Origin of the sequence: Cedecea colo (genome assembly GCF_011808225.1) — a bacterium.
In the GTDB taxonomy this organism is placed as follows: domain Bacteria; phylum Pseudomonadota; class Gammaproteobacteria; order Enterobacterales; family Enterobacteriaceae; genus Dryocola; species Dryocola colo.
This window is the reverse complement of record NZ_SOYS01000006.1, coordinates 23931-37953: the sequence shown is the minus strand read 5'-3', so window position 1 is coordinate 37953 and position 14023 is coordinate 23931. Positions and strand designations below refer to the sequence as shown.

General features: G+C 49.3%; 16 protein-coding genes, 1 other RNA gene and 2 pseudogenes. 7 read left to right on the top strand and 12 right to left on the bottom strand.

The window, feature by feature from the left end; genetic code table 11:
- Positions 1-117: 117 nt before the first annotated feature.
- Complete coding sequence (locus E2L00_RS13525) at positions 118-444, bottom strand: ElaB/YgaM/YqjD family protein (RefSeq protein WP_167612484.1); 327 nt, start codon at positions 442-444, stop codon at positions 118-120.
- 159 nt (positions 445-603) lie between these two features.
- Here E2L00_RS13525 and E2L00_RS13520 point away from each other — a divergent pair, with 159 nt between their 5' ends.
- The gene (locus E2L00_RS13520; RefSeq protein ID WP_167612482.1) at positions 604-945 is read left to right on the top strand and encodes a DUF2002 family protein; all 342 of its coding nucleotides are present in this window, start codon (positions 604-606) and stop codon (positions 943-945) included.
- 33 nt (positions 946-978) lie between these two features.
- On the opposite strand, the gene alaE is transcribed toward E2L00_RS13520, so the two are convergent.
- On the bottom strand, positions 979-1434 hold the full coding sequence (gene alaE, locus E2L00_RS13515) for an L-alanine exporter AlaE (RefSeq protein ID WP_167612480.1): 456 nt from the start codon (positions 1432-1434) through the stop codon (positions 979-981).
- Between the two features lie 325 nt (positions 1435-1759).
- On the opposite strand from alaE, the gene E2L00_RS13510 reads away from it, so the two are divergent.
- Positions 1760-2047, top strand: coding sequence for a DUF2623 family protein (locus tag E2L00_RS13510; RefSeq protein ID WP_167612478.1), 288 nt, complete (start codon positions 1760-1762; stop codon positions 2045-2047).
- Positions 2048-2151: 104 nt separating this feature from the next.
- Here E2L00_RS13510 and E2L00_RS13505 read toward each other — a convergent pair whose 3' ends face one another.
- Positions 2152-2331 (bottom strand): YodC family protein, encoded by a 180-nt coding sequence (locus E2L00_RS13505; protein WP_167612838.1) that lies wholly within the window; start codon positions 2329-2331, stop codon positions 2152-2154.
- Between the two features lie 129 nt (positions 2332-2460).
- Here E2L00_RS13505 and E2L00_RS13500 point away from each other — a divergent pair, with 129 nt between their 5' ends.
- Positions 2461-3141, top strand: a complete 681-nt coding sequence (locus E2L00_RS13500; protein ID WP_167612476.1) for a hypothetical protein — start codon at positions 2461-2463, stop codon at positions 3139-3141.
- On the opposite strand, the gene E2L00_RS13495 is transcribed toward E2L00_RS13500, so the two are convergent.
- Both E2L00_RS13495 and E2L00_RS13490 read right to left on the bottom strand, forming a co-directional pair.
- Positions 3138-3662 carry a rhodanese family protein gene (locus tag E2L00_RS13495; protein ID WP_167612475.1) on the bottom strand — a complete coding sequence of 175 codons (525 nt, stop codon included), beginning with the start codon at positions 3660-3662 and terminating at the stop codon, positions 3138-3140. The two genes, E2L00_RS13500 and E2L00_RS13495, sit on opposite strands and share 4 nt — an antisense overlap.
- A gap of 47 nt (positions 3663-3709) precedes the next feature.
- Positions 3710-4033: an SIS domain-containing protein gene (locus E2L00_RS13490; RefSeq protein ID WP_167612474.1), complete on the bottom strand. Its 324-nt coding sequence runs from the start codon at positions 4031-4033 to the stop codon at positions 3710-3712.
- Positions 4034-4386: 353 nt separating this feature from the next.
- On the opposite strand from E2L00_RS13490, the gene E2L00_RS13485 reads away from it, so the two are divergent.
- Genes E2L00_RS13485 through murP form a run of 4 tightly spaced genes read left to right on the top strand, consistent with a single transcriptional unit; the run spans position 4387 to position 8483 of the window.
- Complete coding sequence (locus tag E2L00_RS13485) at positions 4387-5463, top strand: porin (protein WP_167612472.1); 1077 nt, start codon at positions 4387-4389, stop codon at positions 5461-5463.
- A 54-nt stretch (positions 5464-5517) separates the two neighbouring features.
- Positions 5518-6093, top strand: a complete 576-nt coding sequence (locus E2L00_RS13480; protein WP_167612470.1) for a DUF2057 family protein — start codon at positions 5518-5520, stop codon at positions 6091-6093.
- A 36-nt stretch (positions 6094-6129) separates the two neighbouring features.
- Complete coding sequence (murQ, locus tag E2L00_RS13475; RefSeq protein ID WP_167612836.1) at positions 6130-7038, top strand: N-acetylmuramic acid 6-phosphate etherase; 909 nt, start codon at positions 6130-6132, stop codon at positions 7036-7038.
- Between the two features lie 2 nt (positions 7039-7040).
- Positions 7041-8483, top strand: a complete 1443-nt coding sequence (gene murP, locus E2L00_RS13470; RefSeq protein ID WP_167612468.1) for a PTS N-acetylmuramic acid transporter subunit IIBC — start codon at positions 7041-7043, stop codon at positions 8481-8483.
- 94 nt (positions 8484-8577) lie between these two features.
- On the opposite strand, the gene E2L00_RS13465 is transcribed toward murP, so the two are convergent.
- The 7 genes and pseudogenes from E2L00_RS13465 to smpB all read right to left on the bottom strand — a co-directional run bounded on the left by E2L00_RS13465 (position 8578) and on the right by smpB (position 13976).
- Positions 8578-9348, bottom strand: coding sequence for a hypothetical protein (locus E2L00_RS13465; protein ID WP_167612465.1), 771 nt, complete (start codon positions 9346-9348; stop codon positions 8578-8580).
- A gap of 1 nt (position 9349) precedes the next feature.
- Positions 9350-9547: a hypothetical protein gene (locus tag E2L00_RS13460; protein WP_167612462.1), complete on the bottom strand. Its 198-nt coding sequence runs from the start codon at positions 9545-9547 to the stop codon at positions 9350-9352.
- 479 nt (positions 9548-10026) lie between these two features.
- Positions 10027-11847, bottom strand: a complete 1821-nt coding sequence (locus E2L00_RS13455; RefSeq protein WP_167612459.1) for a hypothetical protein — start codon at positions 11845-11847, stop codon at positions 10027-10029.
- Positions 11848-12127: 280 nt separating this feature from the next.
- A pseudogene (locus E2L00_RS13450) lies at positions 12128-12483 on the bottom strand (winged helix-turn-helix domain-containing protein); the annotation flags it as partial.
- A pseudogene (locus E2L00_RS13445) lies at positions 12482-12954 on the bottom strand (phage integrase central domain-containing protein); the annotation flags it as partial. The pseudogenes E2L00_RS13450 and E2L00_RS13445, both read right to left, overlap by 2 nt.
- A gap of 97 nt (positions 12955-13051) precedes the next feature.
- Positions 13052-13415: a transfer-messenger RNA gene (gene ssrA, locus E2L00_RS13440) on the bottom strand.
- Positions 13416-13493: 78 nt separating this feature from the next.
- Positions 13494-13976: an SsrA-binding protein SmpB gene (gene smpB / locus E2L00_RS13435; RefSeq protein ID WP_121264295.1), complete on the bottom strand. Its 483-nt coding sequence runs from the start codon at positions 13974-13976 to the stop codon at positions 13494-13496.
- Between the last annotated feature and the right edge of the window lie 47 nt (positions 13977-14023).

Below are 14023 nucleotides of genomic sequence, written 5' to 3'. Positions count from 1 at the left end.
GCACTATGCAAAACGATTACGGCAGGCAATAACGTAAAAACCCCGGAGCAGGGGCCGGGGTTTTACGTGTATTCAGTATCAGCTATCACTCTCTGTTTTAGTATGTACAGATGAGTCCTAGCGGCGTGAAGTCAGGAGAGCACCGAGGAAAAGACCGACGGCAGCGCCGATTCCAACGCTGTGCCATGGCTTGTCGCGAACGTAAGTATCCGCACAGCTTACCATGTCACAGGCAGCTTGTTTCACACGGCCACGGCCCTGAATGCGGGCCCGGGTCTCTTTCAGAAGAGACTCAGCTTTTTTACGCGCCGCTTCACCTTCCTCTTTAACATCGCTACCGAAAGACTTAAGAACCTCTTCCAGCGTGTCCGCCAGCTGGCTCACGTCGTGGTTAATATCGTCAACGCCTTCATTAACTTCGTTTCGATTTGGTCGATTAAGCATGTGTCTCTCCCTATTTGCGATGTGACTTTTAGTGTAGACCAGAATTTTTAGTAATGAGTCAGGTCACGGTCTTTCACCGTCTTTATGGACTAATCTGAAAGCCCTGCTAATGCTGGTTAATGTATGGTGCAGTGGCTAAAAAGATGACGAGGAAAAATTATGTATTTAAGACCTGACGAGGTGGCCCGCGTACTTGAAAAAGCCGGTTTTACCATGGATGAAGTGACCCCTAAAGCCTATGGCTATCGCCGCGGTGAAAACTATGTGTATGTTAACCGTGAAGCGCGTATGGGGCGTACGGCGCTGGTTATTCATCCGACGCTGAAAGAACGCAGCCAGTCACTAGCCGAGCCCGCGTCGGATGTTAAAACTTGCGATCACTATCAGCAGTTTCCGCTTTATCTTGCCGGGGAAACGCACCAGCATTACGGCATCCCGCACGGCTTTAGCTCACGCATCGCGCTGGAGCGCTACTTATCAGGGTTATTTGGCGAGCATTAATCTTCAGGACTGGCGCAGCGCCAGTCACACCGCTTACGCTCCGGCTTTCGCGTTCCGGTAGCCGCTAAGACGAAACAGGCGGCGGCAATAGTCCAGAAAATAACCGTAAGCGGCACCCATCATCATCGACACAACGATATTTGAACTCACGGCTGCGATAATCTGATGCCAGTCGGCGCCGACCACCAGCAGGATCGCCACGTAGACCGGTGACTGAAAGCTGACATAAGCCAGCACGTCCGCCAGGTTCCTGGCCCAGCTTGCATTGCTGTGGCGTCTGGCGAGGCGCATGAAAGCATCACGATATATGCCGTATGGCCATGCGATGAGAATGTTCACCGGGATAGCGACAAGGCGCGATGAGAGCGACTGGTCAAAACTCATACTGGAGAGAAAGATCTCAATCATCATGTTCACTACCGAGCAATAAACCACCATCGCAAAAGTATCCGCTGCAGCGTGGCGCAGGCGCGACTCAGGAGAAAACATTATTCTGACTCCGGGAATATATTAGCTGTAAGCACCAGTTTTTGGCGCTATTCGCAGTGATAAGGATTGTGTTATTTATTGGTAGTAGATTATATCGCTACATTGAATTGAGCAATTAGCGTAAAATTTTTATTTACTGGCGTTTTGTCAATAAAATCTGCTAAAGGTCAGTTATCCGCCACTATTTCCTGATTTTGTCGCCTTTTTCTATTTTTTAACTTTAATATCATAGGGTTAATCTGCGTGCCGTTTTTTGTGCTATCCGGCGTTTAAACTATCGTTATATACTATTTTATATAGCGATTATTCAGGCGAGGGCAGGCAAATGGAAAACCATTTTGGCAAGGGGTTGATGGCGGGGCTTAAGGCTCGTGAAGCCGACAGTGTCACCAAAGTGACGCGGTTCTGCTCCGACTATAAACGCGGCTTCGTGTTGGGGTTCACCCACCGCATTTCTGAGCAAACCGGCGATCGCCAGCGTGCTGCCTGGGAAGCAGGTATTCTGACGCGCCGTTACAACCTTGATAAAGAAGCGGTGGTGGACTTTTTTAAAGAAGTTAACGCTGAGGTCGCTGTTAAATGTTTTTTGGCGGGTTACGAAAAAGGCTATTGATTAGCGCGTTATATACCGCTATGCCCGGTTATTGAGAACTGGCGACGACAGGGAAAGGGCATATTTTATTACTTTCAGACGGGCGACAACGCCCGTCTGAACCATTAGCAAACGCCGAAATCACCGTCTTCTTCATACAGCGTTACTTCTGATACCTTTAGCGTGACCTTCTCGCCGCTGAGAATATTGGCCGGTGTACAAATCACCTCATCTCCCTGCACGTCAAGCACCTCAAGCTTAGGTCCACCCTTTTTGGGTTGAACAAGATCGCCCACTTTAAACATATCCAGCCTCTTAAAAGTCAGGTAGTAAACTGCCAGCCAGCGCGGCTGACAGCCGGTATCTTTAACCATAGATCAGACTGCCCAGGCGATAAAGCCGTCTCTGATATAAGGTAAAGGAAAGGAGGCAGTATGTTTAATCCCAATAAGTTACAAAAGCTTTATTCCATGACGAGCGAGGATACCCTTGCGAAATGGACAATGCACCCCGATTGCGGGGAAGTCATGCAGCAGGCGTTTTACGACCAGCATAAGCTTGCTATTACCAGCGGCATTAAGCCTCCGCTCACTGCGCCGCTACGCGATTTATTATATGAGATAAGCGAACTCGCTCAGCACGATCCGCTGGCCGATGTCATGCCTTTATCGGGGCTGCATTTTACCTTTTTTGCCATCACCATGCCGGTTTACCAGCGTGCGGATATTGCCGACACCGATCCTTATCTTTTGGCTATCTTCGCCAGACAGGTAAAAAACCAGACGGTAACCATTAACAACCTGCGGCTGGTTGCGTTGCCTAATCAACTGCTGATTGCCGGAACGCCGGACGTGAAAAGCTATGAGGCAAAAGAGGCGTTCGTCCGGCAGCTGCTTGATTCTCCCTGGCGCGATAAACTGCGCGAACGGCACGGCGATATACCTTTGCCGCCGCCGTTCTGGCACAGCACGATATTGCGTTACCAGGCGGACTTTCTGCCCGCCCGGTTCAGAGAGTATTTCATGGCGCATCAGGCGGACAATTACGGTAAAGTTTCCTCTGCTGTCCGGCTTGCCTTCACCAACTATAACTGGACGGAAATGTATGACTGTTAGCGACGATTCCACGGCATGACGGCCAACAGACGAGCCATACCGCAAAATCCGCTGATACCCGCAAACAGCAGGCCCGCACCCACAAACCCGGAAAGCAAAAAGAACGCGGGATTAATGGCATATCCCAGCACGACACCGGCCAGTACCAGCGTACCCGCCGCTATCTGCACCTGGCGCATCAGCGGCAGCGGCTGTGATTTATCGGCAAGGATTTCCTGTCCCTCTTTTTTCCACGCGTTCAGCCCACCTTCCAGCAGCAGGATTTTTGCCGGGGCGACGGCCTCTGCCAGTTTCTGCGCGTTTTGCGACGAGCGCGTGCCCGACTGACAATAAAAAATCACCGTATCGTACGGTTCGAATGGGCCAAGCCGGTCGCCATGTTCAATCGCAGAAAGCGACAGGAGATGCGCCTCAGGGATATTCTCGCGTGCATATTCATCCCGCTCACGGATATCAATCAGCGCCGCGCCTTGTGCAAGCAGCGCTCTGGCTTCGGCAGGGGAAATACTTTGAATAATCATGTGGTTCCTCAGGAAATTTGAGTCATTTTGCGAAGACAAGGGCGCAGTCAGGATAGCTTATCAACCAGCTTGCGGCTCTGTTCTATCATCTTCATGCCTTCGCTTTCGTTAAGCTGAAGCAGGCCCATAAACAGCAGAGCGATTACGCACAATTGCCCCGTGCGCGATGAAATGGAGAAACTGCGACAGCGCTGTTCATCCGAAACCGTGTTGAGCGTGTGAGCGGCCAGCTTTCTGAGGCCGCTGTCCCGCAGGGAAATTATCGCGATCGCAACTGCGCCTCTGGATTTGGCTATCTCTGCTGCCAGCAGCATTTCTTTGCGCTGGCCGGAGAAGGAAATGGCCCGCCCCGACGGCAAGCGTTTGCGCACGCTGTTGTGAAGAGAGCTCTTTCAAAGCGTCGGGACCGTTGATAATGAAATCCGCAATTTTGCGTTCGCCGGGAGTAAAGCGCGCCAGGTTCGCAATCAATTTTTGGCGTTACAGCGCCAGAGTTTCCTCTCAAAAAAATCCTGCGCGATCGTTACCTTCTCTGGCCTGAAAAGCAACAATCCTCGCTACAAATCTGTTTTTATAAGCTTAAATTAACCGCACAAAAAGTATGCGTTAGCTCACATTTACTTGCCAAAGAATAAAATATTCCTTTTAAATTAAATTTTGATCATTAATTATTCCATCCGGCGCCAGACCACTCTATAATTTATTCGCTAATGGAATGACGATAATGAAAATAAAGGTTTTTACCGTTTCTCTCCTTGCCATGATGGCGAGTTTTACTACACAAGCCGCTGAAATTTATAAAGATAAACACGGATCTGCCGTGGAGCTGTACGGGCGTTTAGGGTTTAACATCTCCGATAAAAAAACCGGCGATATCCAGGGCGATTTTGATGGCCGCTTCGGATTGAGCGGGCGTCAGGTGGTGAATGATACCGTTTCGGTTATCGGCCTTGCTCAGTATCAGGTCAACTCTGCTGAGTACGCCAACAACGTTGAAGGTAAAAACGACAGCCTGACCGCGCGCTATGTCTGGGCAGGTCTGGATATGTCCGAATACGGAAAAATTACCGGCGGACGCGTTTCCTCCGGGCTGATTATGTTTACCGATATTGGCGATGTGTTCGCGAGCTCGGACGTTTCAACCGGCCGTCAGGCAAGGCACATCGACCCGACAGCCGTACAGGTATTCCGCCAGGACGGCACGGTGCAGTACCAGAACACGTTCGGTAATTTTGATTTTTCTACCGCGTATATCATCGGTAATAACACCTCCGATCTGGATTACGGCTATAACGCCGCGATGCGTTACACGCTGGATATGGGCGATGCGGGGAAACTGGCTCCGGTTGTTGCTTTCCAGAAAACCCGTGCGAAGCAGAGCGATAACGGCCGCACCAATGGAGCAGACACCTTTACTTATGGTGGCGCAGGTACGCGTTACTACCTCGGTTCACTGATGCTTGGTTTGCTCTACTCGCAGGACGCGGTGGCCTATACCCACGGGCTGGCGGACAGCAAAGATAAAAACTGGGAGTTCACCGCCGTTTATAACGTCAACAGCGACTGGGCGATACGAACCGGTTACCGTTATCTCAATAATGACGGCGGCGATGAGCTGGTGCTGCGTGATACCACTTTCGAGGCGCAATATAAGCTGACCCCGCGTAGCTCAATCTACACGGCTTATATTTTGCGTAACGGACACGACGGCAAAAACGTTATGACCGGCCGCAGCGTTTCATTCGGCGGAAGCTCTGCTTCAGAGAGCTTCTGGCATACCGGGCTTCGCTACGAATTCTGATAAAGCTGGCTGGCCGGAGCAGGGCAACTGTTCCGGCCGCAAAAGGAGTATTCGATGTTCAGAACTATGATAACTCTGCTGTTGCTTACGTTTTCCGGCCTCGGCGTGGCCGCCACGCTGAAAATGGGGGAAAATGTGAATGTCCTGGCGGCACGCGATGCGCAGATCAATCCCCTGGCGAAGTCGATAACGCTTGGGGCCGGCGAACAGGCAATGATTGTGCGCTTTGATGCGCCGACCAATCCCGGCTCCGCAAACGAAAGCCAGGGCCGTATTACCTCCGATGCCTGGCTGCTGACCTTTGATGCGCCGCTCACCGGGGAGATTATTCTGACCACGGCGAGGCCGCGTACGGAAAATGAAACGCGTAAGGCTGCTAAAGATCCTCACTTTGCGCTCAGGAATATTCATGGCCCGGCGATTGAATTAAAAAGCCAGCCTCTGACGCTGCCGCAAAGCACTTTACTGACGGATTACAGCCAGTATTTACCCGGAACTTCAGTCTCTCCACGGGCCGGAGACGATGCACCGAACGGACATGGCGCGTCTTTAAACCAGATCCAGAATGAATTTTTGAAATTAGATGCGACTCAACGCAAAGCTTTTTTGCGCTGGGCGCTGGAACTGTAATGTTGCCAACCGGCATCAACGAATAGCGAGACAATGATGAAAATCGATTTATCTGCCCTGACTACCGAAGGCCGTAATACTCAAAGCGAAAATATCGACATGCTCTCTACAGAAGAGATGCTGAGAGTTATTAATAAAGAGGACCAGAAGGTAGCCCTGGCGGTTGAGAAGGCGATCCCGGCTATTACTCAGGCTGTCGATGCCATCGTTGCTGCTTTTCAGAAGGGTGGACGCTTAATTTACTGCGGCGCCGGCACCTCCGGCCGTCTGGGTATCCTTGACGCCAGTGAATGCCCGCCAACCTACGGTACGCCGCGTGAACAGGTGGTTGCGCTGATTGCAGGCGGCCATCAGGCCATTTTACAGGCGGTCGAAAATGCGGAAGACAGCCTGACGATGGGCGTTGAGGATCTGAAAAACCTCCGGTTCAACGCCAATGACGTGCTGGTTGGGATTGCCGCCAGCGGCCGTACGCCTTACGTCGTGGCGGCGCTGAACTATGCCAACAGCCTGGGCGCGACCACCGTTGCGCTGACCTGTAACGCGGGCAGTGAAATCACGCAAATTGCCAGCATCGCCATTATGCCGGTCGTTGGGGCGGAAGTGGTGACGGGCTCTTCGCGTATGAAAGCGGGCACGGCGCAAAAGCTGGTGCTGAACATGCTGACCACCGGGGCGATGATCCGCAGCGGGAAAGTTTACGGCAACCTGATGGTGGATGTGGAAGCGACCAATCTGAAGCTGGTGCAGCGCCAGAAAAACATCGTTATGCAGGCGACCGATTGCGATGGGCAAACCGCGGCACAGGCGCTCGAAGCCTGCGAAGGCCACTGCAAAACGGCCATTGTTATGGTGCTGACCGGGCTTGAAGCGCCGCAGGCAAAAGCGCTGTTAAATAAAAATAACGGATTTATTCGCAAGGCCCTGGCCAATACGGAGATTTAGCAATGGCGAAGATCACAGAACAATTAATTGCCACCATTCTGCAACTGGTGGGCAATAAAAGTAATATCCAGACCTGCGGGCACTGTATGACTCGCCTGCGTCTGACGCTTAACAACGATCAATTGATCGAGCATGACAAACTTAAGGCACTGGCTGGCGTGCTGGGCGTTATCAACAGCGACGAACAACTGCAAATTATCCTCGGGCCGGGTAAAGCTCAAACCGCTGCGGAAATGATGAACGCCATGCTGGCCGGCGGGCCTGATTCTGCCGCTGAGCAAGCGAGCGTGGGTTCAGTTGCCAGTGATACCAGACAGAAGATGAAGGCGAAGCAAACCAGCGTGGTACACCAGTTCCTTGCTAAATTTGCCACCATCTTTACGCCGCTGATCCCGGGCTTTATCGCCGCGGGGATGCTGCTGGGCTTTGCTACCTTAATTGAACAAGGCCTGCTGGCGGAGGCCGCCGAAAAAAATGCCACCATCGTGCATATCGTTGGTTACATGAAGATTTTCGGCAAAGGCCTCTTTACCTTCCTGCCTGTCCTGATTGGCTATAACGCGCAGAAAGCCTTTGGCGGCTCGGGCGTAAACGGTGCCATTATCGCCTCTTTGTTCCTGCTGGGTTACAACCCGGAAGCGACGGTGGGTTATTTCTCCGGTATCGATAACTTCTTCGGTATGGGCATTGACCCGCGCGGCAATATCATCGGCGTGCTGATTGCGTCTATTCTGGGCGCGTGGATTGAGCGCCAGATCCGTAAGATCGTTCCGGATAACCTGGATATGATCGTCACCTCGCTGCTGACGCTGCTGATCGCCGGGGCGCTGACCTTTACGCTGATTATGCCTTTCGGTGGCGAGCTGTTTAAAGGCATGTCCTGGCTGTTTCTGCACCTGAACGGAAACCCGTTTGGCTGCGCTATCCTCGCGGGCCTGTTCCTGATTGCGGTGGTCTTTGGCGTTCACCAGGGCTTTATCCCGGTCTATTTTGCGTTGATGGATGTGCAGGGCTTCAATTCGCTGTTCCCGATTCTGGCCATGGCCGGTGGCGGACAGGTTGGCGCGGCGCTTGCGCTTTACTTCCGTTCGGCTAAGCATTCCATGACCCGTAACCAGGTTAAAGGCGCGATTATTCCGGGCCTGTTGGGCGTTGGCGAACCGCTGATTTACGCCGTAACGCTACCGCGCGTGAAGCCTTTTGTCACCGCCTGTCTTGGCGGCGCCTGCGGCGGCTTCTTTATCGGGCTGGTGGCATGGTTCGGCCTGCCGATTGGCCTTAACACCGTGTTCGGTCCGTCCGGTCTGGTATCGCTGCCGCTGATGACCTCCGCACAGGGTATTTATGCGGGCATGGGGATTTACGCGGCGGGCGTACTGATCTCTTATATTAGCGGTTTTATTATTACCTGGTTCTTTGGTCATAAAGACGTTGATCTGACTTAAGATCGATTGCCGCAAAACCGGAGCGCTGACGTCTGTGGGATAACAGCGATCCGGTTTCTTTCGCGACTGGAATAATACAAAGACCTGAGCAGCGTTAATCGATCTTCTGCGGATGCTGCTCCATCGCCAGCGCGCTCGCACTGGCGGGATCAAAGAGGGAAAGGCTCTCAATCTGATCCAGCATAATCACCTTACGAAAAGCCATGGCGCTTTTAGGCTCTGAATCCAGGGTGATGTCATGATCGGCATACCATTTGCTGTAATTATGCTCAATACACAGGTTCATCGACTCCCCGTCGCGATAGCCGCTCAGCATCGGGATCAGAACTACGTTTGCCGTCTTTTCGTATTCAAGGGTCGCGGTATGTATCATTCCGATGTAAATCCGCCTCGACTTAAGCGTAACCAGCGCCAGCTCACCTTCTTCCATGCACTGATAGAGCAGTTGTTCGATGCCGCTTGAGCGTGCAAGACTTTTATAGAGCGTTTTCCTGCCGTTGCCGTCCAGCCTCGCGCTGCCCGCCCAGTTAGAACGATACAGGCAGAAAAATACGGCGAAGGTCAGCATGATAACTACGGGAGCCTGGATGCCAAGAAAGCTCCAGTTCATGAACTCCATTTGCCAGTCGGCATATTTACCCGGCATGAGGTGCAGTCCGTTGACGACGGCAGACAAGCCCAGCAAAAGCAGCCAGATAAGCCCTGTGGCAATCACGCCCTGCAGCACGAAGACGCAGCCATAAAGGGCGACGAGGAAATAGACATCCCAGCCAAAGGAGCGCTTAATTTTAAAACGCGTGGACAGATCCCGGCTTGTGTACCAGTAGCCGCATACCATCAACACCATAAAAATTGCCGTTCCCATATCAGGCTCGCTTCAGGGCGTTAACATGACGCAGAAAATCTTGTCGCGCTTCTTTGCTTTTAAAATTCACCGATGCGTTACCGTCCTGATCGATAATAATGCGATCTCCGTCCTCAACGGATTCAACAACATCCTGATGGCTCATCACCTGTAAAAGCAGCTCGGGACTGGAAAAAATTGACATAAGAAAACGGCGCATACGGATAGATCCTTATGGAGAAAACAGACAAGCCTGGTACGATAATTATGGCTCAACCATAAGGGAATGCTGAAAAGAGGGGCTTGAGTGGTTTCTGAACGGGCAGGCGGTTCGGATCTATCCATTGATATCACTGATATAACGGTGGGTAAAAAATCGGTGCCTATAAGCTTCACCGAATGTTCCTACACTATTTCCATGCTGGGCGAGAAAACTTACGGCCGATGTCGTATCCTGCCGCTGAGGCGGTCCGCAACAGCTTTTGCTTAGGCACAAAAAAGCCCGCGTAGCTTTCGCTATGCGGGCTTTCGACTTCATCAGGTGGCTCTGGTAACCACTGATGGAGGATTTTGGTGGAGCTGGCGGGAGTTTAGGTATATTGCGCAACCGCATGAAATTAAACGTTTTACGACAATACAGTTTTGTTGCGTGTATCTAAACGTGTTCCAATTCTGCTTATTCATACTTACAATTCGTTATCAATTAAGTCGATTTTTCGGCTGAACATCGTCATGACCTATTATGTAGAATTCTGCACCTGATGCTCTAATGGCTGATTCGGCGCTAACTAACAAGACGTCTAGCTGTTTCCTTATGTTAGATTGAATATTCCTATCATAGTAACTTCTCATAGTGTGAGGTTGTACAACTATCACTCTAAATTTGATCTTGCTATTCTTTTCAAGCGTCTCGATGGCATTTAAAAATGAGTTGTGATCACTTATTTTATTATCATTCCAGCAAAACTTTGTGGCAGCATTGTCAGCTCGCTCTCTAAGATCAGTTATTAATTTTTTCCTACTAATGTATCGAAGGTTTTTGATTGCTTGATTTAAAACTATATCATGAGCACCAACTGAAATTCTTCGATCTGGACTTTTTGAGTTCGCGGCTTTGATATGGACTAAAGAAATGTAGACCCTGTCTTTATGCTCATCAATATGAATGAAATCAGCTTTTTCTCCTGCTCCATCATCGCAGAATAGCCACCCGGAGGGCTTATCAGTCGTCATGAAATTTTCATGTGAATCCCAAAGACCACTCCAATGATGTTTCATCCAGCAAAAGAGTGATTTTTGGTTGCCAATTTTATCTAATGCCACTTTTCCATTTAGTTCGGGTTTTTCTTGTGAGATGTCAAAACCTTCAAAGTTTGCCCATATAAAATTATTATAAGCAACATCGCGATATTCTGTTTTGAATACTCTGCTGTTAATTATTGCATGCCCTGATTCATACCAGCATTTAATTAGTTCTGGATATTTAAATGTATTGGCAAAGTATTCAATCTCAGGTTTTTTTCCTCTTTTAGGGATTTTCTCAATTACATCAAAATCGACTGTGTAGTCCAATATTTTTGGGGATACCTTTATTTCCCCAATGCTTCCGAGGCCTTTAAATACTTCTAGATTTATATCAGGTGAATTTAACGTATCCAATATCTTAAAAGTATATGTGCTTTTAATTGTATGCAGTCGTTCGAATTTGCTCTCGCTTAGATCACTTCTATTGAACTCAGGATCGAGAAATGATAGGTCATAAAGATTGTTCACCCCTTTCATCTCTGCAATTGGTATGGCTAGTATGCTTATTGGGTTCTCGACTTCATTTTTGTTCTTATCAATTGTGTCTATTATTTCAATTACTCTATTTTCAAATGTTTCCCAATCCTTACATGGGCCTCTCCATAAAGATGACTTATATGGGTTTAAGCCGATTGTTTTTTCTGTACCGTCTAAGGATGTTCGCACTGCGGACATTACAAACGATTGATCCTCAAGAGGATTTAAAGTGTCTGCCACACTCTCTCCGCCTAAAACTTTCGAATCAGCCTTAAAACTTTCTCTACCATGCGTACCCAAAAGCCATAGCATTTTGATGTTATCTTCATTAATGAAAAGATAATTTAGATGGCTAATGTTAATTACTTTGAGATTAGGAAGTAATGGTGTGAAAAAATACGTTCTTATTTCATCTTTTAAACCTTTCTCAGACATATAGAATGCAAATATATTGTTTAGGTTAAAGGTAATGAAAACATGATTTTCAACATCAGTTAGTGTATTTCCTGAAAACCAGCTTGGGTTTTTTAAAACTGCATAATGAGTATAAAAAATAAGAGTTTCGCCAGATGAACTCTCTTTAGTGGGGTTCATCTCAACGATCTGTTCTTTTCGGCCTTCAGTTCGAATTATACCCGCAATTTTTTCGTGCGTTTCAGCTGCACTTGTAGCTTGATGACACATCCCTAAAAGTATTGAGAGAAAGGGTTTTATTTGTAGCTTATCAACTTCGTCCATAAGAATGATCCTTATTAATTCATTAATATTTTTTAATGTAATCTATAAATAGTCAGTTGATCAAACAGTGATCAATGTCGATTTCTGCGTATGAGCCGATCAAACAAAAATGATCTTATAGAAAAGTTTTCACACTGTTCACTGCGATTTTTTACTTATTAAATTCAATCTGTTAGATGGCGAATGGTTCGAGGCGAGATGTGCACGAGGGTGCACTAAGAGTGATCACCTTAGCGGGGATGATAAAAAACCGGCTTAGGCCGGTTTGTGCGGGGTGATTTTATCTGGCGCTACATGCTGGTAGCCATCTGCCTCGCTATCTTCATGTAGCGTGAGATTGGTTTGTATGTCGTTATTCGTGCGGCGCTTTAGCAACACTCGTTCATACTCTTCCAGCGTCTGCGGCATAGCCTGGCCGAAGGCTGTCAGGCTGAGCGGGTGCTGATGCCCACGTGATTCCATAAGCGCCAGATAAGTGTGATAAAAATAGCGCTTCGGATTCAGCGGGCGGATATTGGCGTTACCCATAAAGAGGCTGGTTGCGATACTTATCGGCATCAGGTAGGCGCAGAAATCAACCAGCGGATCAGCGCGTTTAATCTCCAGCGCCTCGCTGGACGCCTGCTGCGTCTGTACTGGGCATGTTCTTTTTCTGCGGTTTTTCGAAGGATTTGCCAATATTAACGCTGGGGACCGCATCAATCAGGCCTGTGTTCTGGGCATATATTATGACTTCATTGATATGTTGGCAAAGACGACGGACAGTTTCCAGTGCTCCTCTGGCCTGAACAGGTTGAACGGCCTGAACCAGTTATGAGCTTTAATATCTGTAACGCTAACGTCGCCAATCGCAGGAAAGACATCTCTCTCAAGAGAGCACCAGATATCCTTTGCGTAGTCCTCTGTCACACTGGCTTTCTTTACATTCCACCGACGTTCAGCTACGAATTGGAATGTATTGGTTTTGGCTTCATGCGAACTGCGCAGTTGTTCTTGCTGATGTTCCTGCGGATCGATCTATTTCGCCAGGAGAGGGCGAGACTCTGCCCGATAGTTTCTGGTATCGGTAAGCGTAACTGACGGGTAGGGGCCGATGCTCTTCTTCGCGGGACAAATTGAGGGCACAAAAAAGCCCGCGTAGCTTTCGCTATGCGGGCTTTCAGGACTTCATCAGGTGGCTCTGGTAACCACTGACGGAGGATTTTGGTGGAGCTGGCGGGAGTTGAACCCGCGTCCGAAATTCCTAGACCGTCGGTACTACATGCTTAGTCATATCTTTACATTCGCCGGGCAACTGCGGACAGACACGCCATTACCAAACTATCCTGATTAACTTTAATGCTTCAACCCCAGGCAAGGTATCCACACGATCTCTTTTGGGTTTGACCTCTCTTGATCCCCGTCCTAAGAGCGGAGGCTAGGGAGAGAGGGCTCTTAGCAGGTTATTAAGCTGCTAGGGCGTAGTTTTCGTCGTTTGCGACTATTTTTTTGCGGCTTTTTACGAGGCCAACCGCCCCTCGGCATGCACCTTGGGTTTCGCAAATCCCGTCGAATCCAGAATCAGCCCCACAAGTGTTTTGTCAGTATAACAGAGTTATGCCGTCCGTTACCAGCCCTCTGCTTTGTTAACGCTCACACGGCAGGAATCAGCGGCCCGCGTGCTTCATAATACGCGCTTTATCCAACGCCCATTCTCGGTCTTTCAAGTCAGTACGTTTGTCGTGCTGTTTCTTACCTTTCGCGACGCCAATCTTTACTTTGCACCAGGCGTTTTTCCAGTACATGGAAAGCGCAACGACGGTGTAGCCATCACGATTGATGCGGCCGTATAAGTTATCCAGTTCGCGTTGGTTCAGCAGCAGCTTACGGGTGCGGGTTGGATCGCAGACAACATGGCTGGAGGCGACATTCAGCGGCGTAAAGTTTGCGCCAAACAAAAAGGCCTCGCCGTCTTTCAGTATGACGTAGCTGTCGCTGATGTTGGCCTTCCCGGCGCGCAGTGTTTTTACTTCCCAGCCTTGCAGTACGAGACCCGCTTCAAATTCATCTTCGATAAAGTATTCGTGACGGGCGCGCTTATTCTGCGCAATGGTGGCTGAGCCTGGTTTATGTGCTTTTTTCTTTGTCATAGTGCTGCTCAGTATACGCAATCAAGAGTTCAAAGACATCCCGCGTA

Coding starts and splice junctions, on each gene's coding strand:
- E2L00_RS13510 (WP_167612478.1), top strand. CDS start 1,760: ATGGAAAACCATTTTGGCAAGGGGTTGATGGCGGGGCTTAAGGCTCGT.
- E2L00_RS13465 (WP_167612465.1), bottom strand. CDS start 9,348: ATGGGAACGGCAATTTTTATGGTGTTGATGGTATGCGGCTACTGGTAC.
- E2L00_RS13495 (WP_167612475.1), bottom strand. CDS start 3,662: ATGATTATTCAAAGTATTTCCCCTGCCGAAGCCAGAGCGCTGCTTGCA.
- E2L00_RS13520 (WP_167612482.1), top strand. CDS start 604: ATGTATTTAAGACCTGACGAGGTGGCCCGCGTACTTGAAAAAGCCGGT.
- E2L00_RS13525 (WP_167612484.1), bottom strand. CDS start 444: ATGCTTAATCGACCAAATCGAAACGAAGTTAATGAAGGCGTTGACGAT.
- E2L00_RS13505 (WP_167612838.1), bottom strand. CDS start 2,331: ATGTTTAAAGTGGGCGATCTTGTTCAACCCAAAAAGGGTGGACCTAAG.
- E2L00_RS13500 (WP_167612476.1), top strand. CDS start 2,461: ATGTTTAATCCCAATAAGTTACAAAAGCTTTATTCCATGACGAGCGAG.
- E2L00_RS13455 (WP_167612459.1), bottom strand. CDS start 11,847: ATGGACGAAGTTGATAAGCTACAAATAAAACCCTTTCTCTCAATACTT.
- murP (WP_167612468.1), top strand. CDS start 7,041: ATGGCGAAGATCACAGAACAATTAATTGCCACCATTCTGCAACTGGTG.
- E2L00_RS13480 (WP_167612470.1), top strand. CDS start 5,518: ATGTTCAGAACTATGATAACTCTGCTGTTGCTTACGTTTTCCGGCCTC.
- alaE (WP_167612480.1), bottom strand. CDS start 1,434: ATGTTTTCTCCTGAGTCGCGCCTGCGCCACGCTGCAGCGGATACTTTT.
- smpB (WP_121264295.1), bottom strand. CDS start 13,976: ATGACAAAGAAAAAAGCACATAAACCAGGCTCAGCCACCATTGCGCAG.
- E2L00_RS13460 (WP_167612462.1), bottom strand. CDS start 9,547: ATGCGCCGTTTTCTTATGTCAATTTTTTCCAGTCCCGAGCTGCTTTTA.
- murQ (WP_167612836.1), top strand. CDS start 6,130: ATGAAAATCGATTTATCTGCCCTGACTACCGAAGGCCGTAATACTCAA.
- E2L00_RS13485 (WP_167612472.1), top strand. CDS start 4,387: ATGAAAATAAAGGTTTTTACCGTTTCTCTCCTTGCCATGATGGCGAGT.